The sequence below is a fragment of the Streptomyces flavusporus genome (assembly GCF_046267975.1).
Lineage (GTDB): Bacteria > Actinomycetota > Actinomycetes > Streptomycetales > Streptomycetaceae > Streptomyces > Streptomyces flavusporus.
This window is the reverse complement of the sequence record NZ_CP176503.1, coordinates 8,584,640-8,596,554: the sequence shown is the minus strand read 5'-3', so window position 1 is coordinate 8,596,554 and position 11,915 is coordinate 8,584,640. Positions and strand designations below refer to the sequence as shown.

The following is an 11,915-nucleotide window of genomic DNA, read 5'->3' as shown; positions in this document are numbered from 1 at the left end:
GTGACGGCTACCTCCCGCAATTGCAGCCCCGTGCGTCGAGTTCGGCGTTGCGCCCTCGGCCGCCGCGCATGGCGACCACCACCCGTGGTCAGGGGACCCCGTCAACGCCGGTGCTCGTGTTGCGATCCCCAGAAATCCTCCACGGCGGGCACCGTGCTTCGATCGACCGTGGGAATCTCCCCTTTTGGAGCGATGCACCGCAACCTTAACCGGGCGGTCTGAGGGCAGCAAGTGACAGCACGGGAGAGCGAATGTCGTCAACCATTCGATCGGTTTCTTGAATTCCCGTTCAATTGAATTGAATTTCCGCGCCAAACGCCCTGTGCGTGAACAGCGGCCGGGAATCACCCGGTTCCCCTTCCGCACCCAGGCGATCAACATTCCATCGAGCACCCCGCCCGGCCCCGCCCCATGGCCCGGTCCCGCGTCGGCGGACGCGGGACCGGGCACGGGGCGGGGTGTCGGGCGGTCAGGCCGGCGTGCGCGGGTCCACGAACTGGCCGGTCGCCTGCCGGGTCGCGGGGACGAAGACCGGGGCGTTCTCCTGGTAGAAAATGTCGATGTCCGCCTCCTCGCCGCCGACGATCAGCGTGTCCCACGCGCCGCTCTCCTGGAGCGTCCGCAAGGTCGTCGGGGCCAGCGTCGAGAGGTGGGCGCGCAGTTCCTCGTCGTCGGGCATGCCCGGCAGTCGTGCCGAGAGGCGGTCGCGGATCCCGCGCATGCGGTCCAGGAGGATCTCCAGGTCCGCCCCGGCCGTACCGGGGGACGCCGGGTCCGCCGTACCGTCCATGCTGCGGTCGATGATGTCCTTGATCGCCCGGGTCACGCCCCGCTCGTCCGTCGTGACCATGGCGTTCCACGCGCGGCTCTTGTGACGGTACTGGAGCATCGACATCGCCGCCTCGTGGCGGATGAAGTCGGCGTCGCGCAGCGGCCGGCCCTGCCAGACGCGGCTGAGGGAGCGGGCCAGGGAGACGGCCGAGGCGAGGCCGCTGTTCAGGCCGCGCCCGGGCCAGAAGTGGATGGCGTTGGCCGCGTCGCCCAGCAGGAAGCCGTACGTCCCGGGGCGGTCGGCGGTCGGGCGGGTGAGCTGCGCGGTGAACCGCGGGCGCTGCACCATGTCCAGCCGGAACGACGTGACCGCGCTGAGGTCGTCCTCCGCGACGCCGAACAGCCGCAGTCCCTCCAGGATCCGCTTCCACAGCGGCGAGCCGCGCAGCAGCGCGGGCAGGAACAGCGTGCCGTGGGTCGGGCAGACGAACTCGTTGTCCTCATGGCGGCTCATCACGCACGGCCGGGCCGCGATGCACTCCTCGAAGACCTGCCGCACCGGGTCGATCCCGATGACGTTGCGCGCCTCCTCGCGGGTCAGCCGCATGTTCAGGAAGCCCTCGCCGCGCAGCGAGTTGAGCAGGAACCGGTTCTGTGCCACCGTCAGCAGGACGCTCATCGGGTCCGAGAGCCGGGACTTGACCCGCAGCCCCAGCACCACGTCCTGGAGGTGCTCTCCGTCCAGGGAGTAGATGGAGGCGTCGGCCGCGCCGAAGCGGTCCGCGAAGTACTCACGGGTACGCGAGCGGCCGCCCTCGCAGATCACCAGCACGTGGTCGCCAGAGATGAGGTGTTCGTGTTCCGCCGGGTCGAACCGCTGGGGCACCAGCCGGATCGCGGACTTGCAGTTGGCCAGCTCCAGCAGCCGGTCCTCGATGTAGGCGATCCGGATGTTGCGGGGCGGCCGCCCGTCGACGGAGTCGGGGCCGAGCGGCCACATCTCCGAGAACTGGCCCTCCCCGAACAGCGCCGACCGCATCTCCTCCGTCAGGGCCAGGTACTGCCGGCTCTGGACGGTGACGACCTGCTGGCGGCGGACGTTGCCGAGGGCCTCGTCCTTCCAGACCACCTCTCTTCCGCTGCGAACCCACCGGCCGTCGTAGACGGTGACGGAGACCCGGCCCGGCAGCGCCTCCTCCAGCAGCAGGGCGAAGGCGAGGCCGACCGGGCCGCCGCCGGTCACCGTGACCCGCAGCACGCCGGGATCCACGGCCGCGTTGGCACGGGGCAGGGCGAGCTGGGAGAGGTCCATGACCGTCTCCACGGCCTCCTGTGTCTCGAACAAGAACGTCTCGTCGCCGATGCGTATGGTGTCGCCCGGCGTCAACTCGTGCCGGGTGACGCGCTTGTCATTGACGTACGTGCCGTTCCTGCTGTCGCGGTCGTGGAGCACGTACGCGCCGTTCTCCGTGACGATCTCGGCGTGCAGCCGGGATGCGCTGACACTGACGATGATGACGTCGTTGTCACTCTTGCGTCCGAACGTCAGCGGAGCGTCGCCGAGTACCACACTCTGACCGGCGAAGGGACCGGTGCGTCCCACGATGACCGACAACACGGATGACTCCTTAGGGAAAGCCGGGGTGGTTCAAGTATGTACGACGAGTTCGGCCGGTCAGTCACTCGCCGCCGGGGCGGCAGGTCACCGAGAACGGCACCGAGTTGGACCTGGCGTCGAACGGCGATTTGATCTCCACCGCCATGGCGCTCTGCAGCGTCCCCTCCTGCGCGTACGTCGTCAGCCGCACCGTCTTGTGCTTGGTGGTCGGCTCGCCCTCCCGGAACGAAAGCGTCCGCCACTGCCGGTCGACCACCGCCCCGTTCTCCGAGACCCACCGGTAGGAGAACTGGAGGGGAGACTGATGCGTCGAGAACGTAGCGGTGAACCAGGGCGCCTGTGCTTCGCCCGGAGGGCAGCTCCCGTCGTAGGTGGTGGCGCCGCCCTCCACCGTCACGGACACGGGCTGCGCGAGGCTCCCGCCCTGCCCCTTCCCGCCGTCCTCGTCCCCGCCGTCCTGGCCCACGAGCGCGTAGGTCAGGCTCCCGCCGAGCAGCACCAGCACGGCCGCGCCAGCCCCGATCAGGTAGGCCGTACGGCGGTTGCGCCGGGCGGGAGCGCGCCCGATGCCCGGGCCGGCTGCCGGGATCACGGGCCCGAATCCCGCGCCGCCGAGAGGCGGACCGAACGACGGCGCCGGGGCGGGTGCGGCAGCGGCGGCCTCCGGCAGGGGGGCGGTCGCCCCTCCGCCGGTCGTCGTCCCGCTGTTCGTCGTTCCACCCGGCGTCGCCGAGCCCGTCGTCGTCCCGCTGTTCGTCGTTCCACCGAGCGTCGTTCCACCGAGCGTCGTTCCACCCGGCGTCGCCGAGCCCGTCGTCGTCCCGCCGGTCGCGGGCGGCTCCGCCGTGGGTCCGCTCACCGGGGGAGTGGTGCACGTCGTCCCGGCCGTGGCGACGGCGGCCGTCGTGGCCTCGACGGCCGCCGTCGGCGCGGTCACTCCAGGGGCGGACGCGGCGACGGGCAGTTCCTCCGCCGCGGTGACCTCCACCGTCACACCCGCCGTGAGCGCGGTTGTGGGCCTGGGTGTGGTCGTGCCGACGGTGGTGTCGGTCGTGCCGCCGTCGGTGTCGCCGGTGGTGCGCGTCTCCTCCGCCGGGCCCGCCGACTGCCCGGCGGCCAGCCGCAGTGCACGCCCGGCCTCCTCGGCCGTCATCCGCTCCTCGGGGTCCTTGCGCATCAGGCCCTCGATGACCGGCGTGAGCGGCCCCGCCCGGTGCGGCGGCGGCAGTTCGTCGTCGACGACGGCGCGCAGCGTCGACAGCGCCGTCGTCCGCCGGAACGGCGAACGGCCCTGTACGGCCGCGTAGAGGAGCGCGCCGAGCGACCACAGGTCGGACGCGGTGCCCGGGTTCCGGCCCAACGCCCGCTCCGGCGCCAGGTATTCGGGCGAACCGACGACCTCGCCGGTCATCGTCAGCGCCGTGTCCCCCTCCACGGTGGCTATACCGAAGTCGGTCAGCACGACGCGGCCCTCGTCGGCGAGCAGGACGTTGGCGGGCTTCACGTCGCGGTGCAGCACCCCCGCGCCGTGCGCCGCGCGCAACGCCGCCAGGACCTCGACGCCGATGCGCGCGGCCTCCTTCGGCGGCACGGCGCCCTCGGCGCTGATCACGTCGGCCAGCGACCGGCCACGGACAAGTTCCATCACGATCCATGGCCGGCCGTCGAAGGTGGCCACGTCGTAGACGGTCACCACACCACGGGCGTTGACCCGCGCCGCCGCCCACGCCTCCCGCTCCAGCCGGGTGTACATCCGCGCGGTGCGCTCCGCGGGCAGTTCGACGGAGGCGCGTACCTCCTTGACCGCCACCTCCCGGTGCAGCACCTCGTCGCGGGCGCGCCACACGGTGCCCATGCCGCCCTCGCCAAGCACGGACAGCAGTCGGTATCGCCCGGCGACAAGCCGTTCGTCACCGCTTTCCGGTGAGGCCGCGTCCTGGTTGTGCATGGGGGTCAACTCCCTGTCTCTGCGAACTGCTCGGGACAGTATGCTGAAAGAGCACACGATCACTAATCACACCGGGAGAAACAATCTCCGAGGGCGTCGGACGGTCCTGTTCGTGCTGCACACCGGCACCCTTCGAGAACATCCGCCGCACGAGTTCGCAACCCGGCCCTCCTCTCGGTACGACGTGCGGGCCGTGACCGGATGAGCCGGTGTGGTGCCGATGGTGGAGGCCGTCTGCCTGAACGTGACGGTGTGTCACAGCCGGTGGATGCGCGGCACCGCCGTCAGCAGAGGGAGGGTGAACTCGCCGTGGGTGGTCTCCGGCCAGCTTGCGAGGAACCCGCGGATCCGCTCGAGCGTGGTCCGTTGTTCCTGTTCCGGCATGACCAGCACTCCCGCGCGCGTCGCGAGGGGCGCGACGAGGGAGTCCGCGGCCTGGCGCTGACTGTGCGGAACTCGGCCTACTCCGGTGAACCGAACCGGGCGCAGCACCGTTCCCGGGAAAGTGTGCGTCGGCCGTCTCGGCGCGCCAGCTCGCGGGTGCGTCACGTGGGCCGACAGCCGCGGCGCCGCCGGCCCGCGCGAGCCCGGAGGCCCATTCGACCCCGTCGTCCATGACGGTCCACAGGCCGGCCAGCACGCCGCCGGGCGTCAGGACCCTGGCGGTCTCGGGGCCGACGACGGCCAGGTCGAACCAGTGCATGGCGTTGCCGGCCAGCACGGGTCGACCGACGCGTCCGACAGCGGGATCACCTCGGCACTGCCTGGCAGGGCACGGACGGCCGACTGGGAGCGCCGCAGCTCGGCCAGCATCGGAGGACGGTTCTTACGACCTGTGCCAGATGGGACCGTCACAGCTGAGGGACGGTGGTCACCACCCCGCGTGGCCGATCTCGCTGTCCACGGCCGGATGCAGATGCCGTCGGATGCATGGGCCTTCAGGACGGCATGGGTGTCCGTGCCAACGGGCTGGGCATCAGCGATTCCCCGCGCCAGTGCAGAAGCCCGGCCTGCAGACGATACGCACCACAATCCCTCACGCAGCGGCCCGCCAACTCGGTGCGTTCCTCAGACGTTCCGCTGATGCCCGACAGCGGCCCAGAGCGCGAACAGCGGCGCCCACCGCGCTGCCGTCCGAGCCGACCCGGTGCGCCGCAGACGCCAGGCGATCGCGGTGGACGGCAAGTGCCTGCGCGGCGCACGACATCTCGACGGCAGTCGGGTCTTCGTGCTCTCCGCGGTCCGCCACGATGACGGCATCACCCTGGCCTCCCGCGAGATCGGCGCGAAAACAAACGAAATCCCCGAGTTCCAGCCCCTGCTCGACCAGATCGACGACACAGACCTCACCGGGGCGGTCATCACCGCCGATGCTCTCCACGCCCAGCACTCCCACGCCGCCCACCTGCACGAACGCGGCGCCCACTACCTCCTCACGATCAAGAACAACCAGCGCCGTCAGGCCCGCCGACTCCACAAGCTGCCCTGGAAGAAGGTCCCCGTGATCCACCGTGACGACGCCCGCGGCCACGGCCGCCACGAGCAGCGTCACGTCACTCCTCTTTCTCTGGCCTCGCCCATGGATCTCAGTACTCCAGCAGCGGTTCGTGTCCTGAGCTGCGTTTTCGATAGTGGCAGCGGCGGGCGATGGCTTGGCGGCGTCTTCTCCAGGCCGACCACTTCAGTGCGTGGGTGACGGCGTTGCGGTCGGCTCGTGGGTGGGGCAGGAGAGCGTCCAGGAGTCGCCGTATCTCTGCCACGGTGAGCGGGACGAGGGCTGATCCGTTTCTGCAGCCCCCTTTGCGGTGGCGTCGGCGGCCTGGGCTGCGAGTGCTGTCAGGAAGGCGTGGGCGAGCATGGCCAGGGTGATGTGCCGGTACCAGCCGGTGTAACGGCGAACCTCGTACTGGTCGAGGCCGCATTCGTTCTTCGCGGCCTGGAAGCACTCCTCGATCGCCCAGCGGGAGCCGGCGATCCGGACCAGCTCGGCCAACTCAATCCCGACGGGTGCGTAGGCGAGGTAGTAGGCGAGTTCGCCGGGGTCGGACAGGCTGCGGCGGGCCATCACCCAGCGGTGATGGGTGGGCGGACCGGGGTCGAAGATGAAATTGGCGGGAAGCTTGGCCGCGGCCCAGTCGTAGACGCGCGGGCCCTTGGCGCCATCGCCGCAGGACAGCCGCTGCCAGGCATCGGAAGGGGCGTCCTTGATGAGCTGGTCGATGCGCCACATCCCGGCCAGGGACTTGATCTGCTGGGACTTGGGCACCGCAACCACGTAGCCGAGGTCGAGTTGTTCGAGCATGCGGCGGAAGTGCCAGTCCTGCCCGTAGGCCTCGTCCGCGGTGACCCAGGTGGCGGGCAGGCCGGCGGCGATGCAGCGACGGACGATGTTCCGGGCCAGTTCGCCCTTGGGGGCAAAGCCCCGCTCGTCAGGGATCTTCGCCGCCCTGCAGCGGTCGCGGTCGGATGTCCAGGCTTTCGGCAGGTAGAGGTCCCGGTCGACCAGGGCCCGGCCCGAGCTGGTGGCGTAGGCGGCGAACACTCCGATCTGGCAGTTGTCGATCTTTCCCGAGGTGCCGGTGTACTGTCGGCCGACCCCGGCCGAGGTGGTGCCTTTCTTGATGAACCCGGTGTCGTCGATGATCAGCACTCCGTCCGGGCCGAGACGTTCACCGACGTAAGCACGGACATCGTCACGCAGGGCATCCGCGTCCCAGACGCTGCTGTTCAACAGCCGCTGGAAGCCGTCCGGAGTGCGGTGGCCTGCCCATTCCGCAAGCTGCCAACCGTTCTTCCTTGCCGCTTGGCCCAGCAGACCGCGGACATAGTCCCGCATCCGCCACCGCAGATCCGCCCGACCGAACCGGCCCGCCACCCGCTCGAATACCGACTCCAACTCGGCGGCCCAGCAACCGACTTCAGTCATCCCCTCCATGCCAGGACAACGACAACCGCCAGCTCAGGACACGAACCACTGCTGAAGTACTAACGGCCGGGTCCGACACCCCGGGCGGTTACTCCTGTATCGCCCCGTCATGACCGGCCCTGCGCACATCCGTTATAGCCACTTGATGCAGATTGCCCCGTAAATCCTTGTGGTGCACAGCATCCTTCGCTACGCGTCCCCGTACGCCTCCCCGCCCAGCTCGAACCCGGCCGTCCCGGCGGTGACATCCGCGAGCCAGGCCCGGAAGGCATCCACATCGGCGTCCGGGAGTCCGATCTCGATCGTGACCGCCTCCGCGTAGCGCACGTCCCGCACCTCTCGGCCGGTGGCGCGCAGGTCGTTCTGAACCTTGCCGGCCCGCTGGTGGTCGACGGTCACCGTGGCCAGCCGGAAGCGGCGGCGGGTGATCGTGCCGAGGGCGTCCAGGGCCTCGCCGACCGCTCCGCCGTACGCCCTGATGAGGCCGCCCGCACCGAGCTTGACCCCGCCGTAGTAGCGGGTGACGACGGCGACGACGTACCGCATGTCCCGGCGCAGCAGCATCTGGAGCATCGGGACACCGGCGGTGCCGCCCGGTTCGCCGTCGTCGCTCGCCTTCTGGACCGAGGCGTCGGCGCCGATGACGTACGCCCAGCAGTTGTGCGTGGCGTCGGCGTGCTCCTTGCGCACGGCGGCGATGAAGTCCTGGGCCTCCTGCTCGGTGGCGGCCGGGGCGAGGGCGCACAGGAAGCGCGAACGGTTGACCTCGGTTTCGTGCACGCCCGCGCGGGCGACCGTGCGGTACTCGTCCTGCATCGGGCCAGCCTAATCCGTAGTTAAGGGCGTCCCGATGGAGCGGATGTTTCTCGGGACGTTCGAGTACGGGACTGCGATGCCTCCGGCCAGCCGGGTCTGCTGAGACCTCCGCACAGAGCGGCGCGCAGTCCCGGTGATTGGTGTGGTGGCGGTTGCGTGGACGCCGGGCGGACGCCTACTGAGGTCCCCGGCCCATGATGCCTCGCCCCAGAGCGAGCGCTGTTCGGCGTCTTCGTGGCCGCCACCACACAGCAGGGGTGTTGACGCCCGCCGGGGCCGGACGGACAGCTGAAGCCTGCACGGTCTGCGAGACCCAGGCTGAGACCTGATGCCGCCCGGCGCCGCCGAGCGTCAACACCCGAGGCTTGATCACTCGTTGGTGCTGGTGGTGCGAGCCCGCCACATGGTGACCTCTCAGTACGCCCGAGCCACTTGAGTTCCCGCGCAGACCGAGGCCCGTGAGGTGCGCTGGTGCCACGAACGGCTAGTGAGGTGTCGGCCCGACCCATCTGCGGTCGAGGCCTGGGATTAGGTTGAAGTTCCACCCTGTTCGTGGACAGCGGGTGGTTACGCTGCGGGGGTGAGGTCTTGCGTCGCCAGAGCTCTGGTTTCGAGCGGGGTGACGTAGCCGTACTCGGGGTGCTTGCGCAGGCGGGTGCGGTTGTACTCGACCTCGATGAAGCGGAACAGATCGGCTCGGGCGGTTTCGTGGGACTCCCAGACCGTGGTGCCGATCTCCGCTTTCAGCAGACCGAAAAAGCTCTCGGCAGCGGCGTTATCGTAACATGAGCCGGTTCGTCCCATACTCTGCCTCAGACCCAACTCCCGTATCACCGTGCGGTATTCACGCGAGGTGTACTCCGAACCGCGATCGGAGTGCGTGATGCAGTTCTCCTTCAGTCCGCCGCGGCCCGCGGCCATCCGAAGGGCGTCGACGACCAGTTCGGCCCGGTGGTGGTCGGCCATGGCGTAACCGATCACTTCGCGCGTGGCCAGGTCGAGGACCGTCGCGAGGTACCACCAGCCGGCGAGGGTGGGGAGGTAGGTGATGTCCGAGACCAGTTTTGTGCCGGGCTCCGTGGCGGTGAAGTCACGGCCGACCAGGTCCGGTGAGGGGGCGGCCTTGGTGTCGGCCCTCGTCAGGCTACGGCGCCTGCGGCGGGTGATACCGCGGATGTCGCGTTCCCGCATGATCCGCTCGACCTTCTTCCGATTGATCCGCCTGCCCCGGCGCCGCAGGACCGCCGTCACACGCGGGGCACCGTAGGCACCGCGGGACTTCCCGTGGATCTCCCTTATCTCCTCGGTGAGCTCGTCCTCGGCCCGCCGCCGCTCGGCGACGGTCTCCCGGCCGGCGAGCCACGAGTAGTAAGTGGAGCGGTTGACGCCCAGCACGCGGCACAGCCGCGCAACGCTGTAGCCATCGGGGTTGCCCTCGGTGGCCTTCTCCGCATCAATGAAGAGGCACACGGCGCCTACTTCACGATCTCCTTCGCGAAGAAGGCCGCGGCTTTTACCAAGATCTCGTTCGCCTTCTTGACCTCGGCCAGCTCGCGGCGCACACGCCGCAGTTCCTCGCGCTCGTCGCTGGTCAGAGCACCCGCCGGCCCCTCGCCCCGGTCGATCTTCGCCTGCTTCACCCAGCCCCGCAGGCCCTCCGGGCTCACGCCCAGGTCCCGGGCGACCTCCGTCACCGTCTTCTCCGACGACAACGCCAACGCGACCGCGTCCCTCTTGAACTCGGCCGAGTATCGCTTGCTCGTGTTGCTCTTCTTGCTCACTACCTGGGACTGCTTCCTCCGGGACCTGTCGTCCCAGTATCAGGCTGTCCAGCCCCAGGGTGGAACTTCAGAGGGAACACTTTGATCTACTGCGGAATCGACTGGGCAGAACGCACCGTGCGCCACGAGGCGCTTGAAGTCGAGCGGCGGTGAGAGACCTCCGCCTCCTGGCCGTCGCAGCGGCCGGGTGAAGCTGAGGGCAGCCTGATCCGGGAGACGCCGGGGAGGGTGGGAGCAGCCCTGACAACGCCGGGACGTGCCAGAACTGCCAGATGGCGCGGGCCCGGCTAGCGAGACGGGAAGGTGTACGAGAGAAACCAGTGCCTGATGCCCCTTAGCGGCCCACCAGCTCAAATCTGGCGGATATGGGCTGGTCGCGGTGCGTCCCTGCTTCGTGTGCGGAGCGGGGAACTCCAGGTTGTAAATGTTTGACCCGGCCTGGAGGCCACGGTGAATGTCTGCGGCGTAGCCGTGGCGATGCCGCAGGGGTAGAGCTGGGCGCCTCACCCGTCGATCGACTCTCAGGTGAACGTGGGAACCGTCCGGTGTCGTCCTCACCCCGCGCAGCCAGCGCGGCGGAAGGACAGGCACGTCGTCAGCTGACGGCACCGGGCGGGGCGGAGGCTCCGTAGTAGTCCGAGGCCGGGAAAGCCGGCCACATGGCGAAGGGGGCCAGCAAGTCGGTAGTGGAAGTGCTGGAATACCGGGAGACCGCTGGTGAATACGAGTGATCTGCCGCCCGGCTCGCTTCGGGCCGAGCGGCGGGTACTGGAGATCCAGACCAAGCTGCACCGTTGGGCGAACGACGATCCTCATCGTCGGTTCGACGATCTGTACAACCTCGTCTGTGATCCCGCGTTCCTGGCCATGGCCTGGGAGCGGGTCGCGGGGAACAAGGGCGCACGCTCGGCCGGAGTGGACGGCATGACCGTCGCCTTCGTCGGGGAACGGTTCGGCGAGGCAGGATTCCTCGCCGAGCTGCGGGATCATCTGAAATTCCGCAGCTTCCGTCCGGTGCCGGTCAGGGAACGGATGATCCCCAAGCCGGGGTCGCGCAAGCGGCGCCGCCTCGGGATTCCGACCGTGGCCGACCGGGTGGTCCAGGCGTCCTTGAAGCTGGTGCTGGAGCCGATCTTCGAGGCGGACTTCGCTCCGTGCTCGTATGGGTTCCGCCCAAACCGGCGGGCGCACGACGCGATGGCCGAGACGCGCTTTCTGGCATCCAAGACCTACGAATGGGTGCTGGAGGGCGACATCACGGCGTGCTTCGACGAGATCTCGCACTCGGCCTTGATGGACCGGGTGAGGGCTCGGATCGGGGACAAGCGCGTGCTCGCGCTGGTGAAGGCGTTCTTGAAGGCAGGCATCCTCACCGAGGTTGGCACCTTCAAGGAGACTGTCACCGGCACCCCGCAAGGTGGGATCCTCTCGCCGCTGCTGGCCAACGTGGCCCTCTCGGTCCTGGCCGAGCACTTCACCCAGATCGAGGGCGGTCCGCAGACCAGCCCGAAGCGACGGTTCACCCGGCGCCGGAAGGGGTTGGCCAACTACCGGTTGATCCGGTACGCGGACGACTGTGCGCCACGAACACAACAGGAGGTTCCGATGTAGACGGAAGCCCTTGACGTGGTGCTGCACTGGTGATGGAGGCAGGCCCTCTGGGATCGCCCACGCAGGGGGAGGTCTCAAACCACCGCAGGTTGCTCCGGTGAATGAGCCGGGGTGATGAGCACTGCGGAAAAGGCGCACGAGATGCGTCAGGTACGTGCCGAGAAGGCGAACGCGAGTGAACCACTGCTGAAGTGTCGTAAGCGTATGAGTGGTTGCCGAAACCGGGGTCCAGTTGTTGCCCCGGGATGAGTCTGACGGGTTCCTGTATTCCTGGTCAGGCGGCGGCCCGGCATGAAGGTGGCGCGAGCTCGGCGACAGGCACCAGTGCGGAACGTGGGAACCCCTCGCCACGATGCCGCCAACCGGTCCATGTTGAGGGCGGGTTGGTGTAAAGGGAGAACTCCAAGCAGCTGAAACTGCAAGGGGCTGAGTACCGATGCGTGG

Annotated in this window: 8 protein-coding genes and 1 pseudogene; 2 read left to right on the top strand and 7 right to left on the bottom strand. The window is 69.0% G+C overall.

Annotated elements, in window-relative coordinates:
* Positions 1-469: 469 nt before the first annotated feature.
* The 3 genes from ACKTSN_RS40415 to ACKTSN_RS40405 all read right to left on the bottom strand — a co-directional run bounded on the left by ACKTSN_RS40415 (position 470) and on the right by ACKTSN_RS40405 (position 4,721).
* Positions 470-2,389: an FHA domain-containing protein gene (locus tag ACKTSN_RS40415; protein ID WP_409473605.1), complete on the bottom strand. Its 1,920-nt coding sequence runs from the start codon at positions 2,387-2,389 to the stop codon at positions 470-472.
* 61 nt (positions 2,390-2,450) lie between these two features.
* Positions 2,451-4,337 (bottom strand): serine/threonine-protein kinase, encoded by a 1,887-nt coding sequence (locus ACKTSN_RS40410; protein WP_409473604.1) that lies wholly within the window; start codon positions 4,335-4,337, stop codon positions 2,451-2,453.
* A 255-nt stretch (positions 4,338-4,592) separates the two neighbouring features.
* Entirely contained in the window at positions 4,593-4,721 is a 129-nt protein-coding gene (locus ACKTSN_RS40405; RefSeq protein WP_409473603.1) for a hypothetical protein, read from the bottom strand.
* A 669-nt stretch (positions 4,722-5,390) separates the two neighbouring features.
* Between ACKTSN_RS40405 and ACKTSN_RS40400 the strand changes: the two are divergent.
* Positions 5,391-5,952: pseudogene (locus ACKTSN_RS40400) on the top strand (ISAs1 family transposase); the annotation flags it as partial.
* Between the two features lie 66 nt (positions 5,953-6,018).
* Here the strand turns inward: ACKTSN_RS40400 and ACKTSN_RS40395 are convergent.
* From ACKTSN_RS40395 to ACKTSN_RS40380, 4 genes are all read right to left on the bottom strand, one after another.
* Positions 6,019-7,272, bottom strand: a complete 1,254-nt coding sequence (locus ACKTSN_RS40395) for an IS701 family transposase (protein WP_409473602.1) — start codon at positions 7,270-7,272, stop codon at positions 6,019-6,021.
* A 180-nt stretch (positions 7,273-7,452) separates the two neighbouring features.
* A complete protein-coding gene (locus ACKTSN_RS40390; protein ID WP_224740285.1) occupies positions 7,453-8,079 on the bottom strand; it encodes a YigZ family protein in 627 nt (208 codons plus the stop codon).
* 567 nt (positions 8,080-8,646) lie between these two features.
* Positions 8,647-9,549: an IS3 family transposase gene (locus ACKTSN_RS40385; protein ID WP_409468672.1), complete on the bottom strand. Its 903-nt coding sequence runs from the start codon at positions 9,547-9,549 to the stop codon at positions 8,647-8,649.
* A 5-nt stretch (positions 9,550-9,554) separates the two neighbouring features.
* On the bottom strand, positions 9,555-9,860 hold the full coding sequence (locus ACKTSN_RS40380; RefSeq protein WP_331269977.1) for a transposase: 306 nt from the start codon (positions 9,858-9,860) through the stop codon (positions 9,555-9,557).
* 717 nt (positions 9,861-10,577) lie between these two features.
* Here ACKTSN_RS40380 and ACKTSN_RS40375 point away from each other — a divergent pair.
* A complete protein-coding gene (locus ACKTSN_RS40375; RefSeq protein ID WP_409473601.1) occupies positions 10,578-11,471 on the top strand; it encodes a reverse transcriptase domain-containing protein in 894 nt (297 codons plus the stop codon).
* Positions 11,472-11,915: the final 444 nt, after the last annotated feature.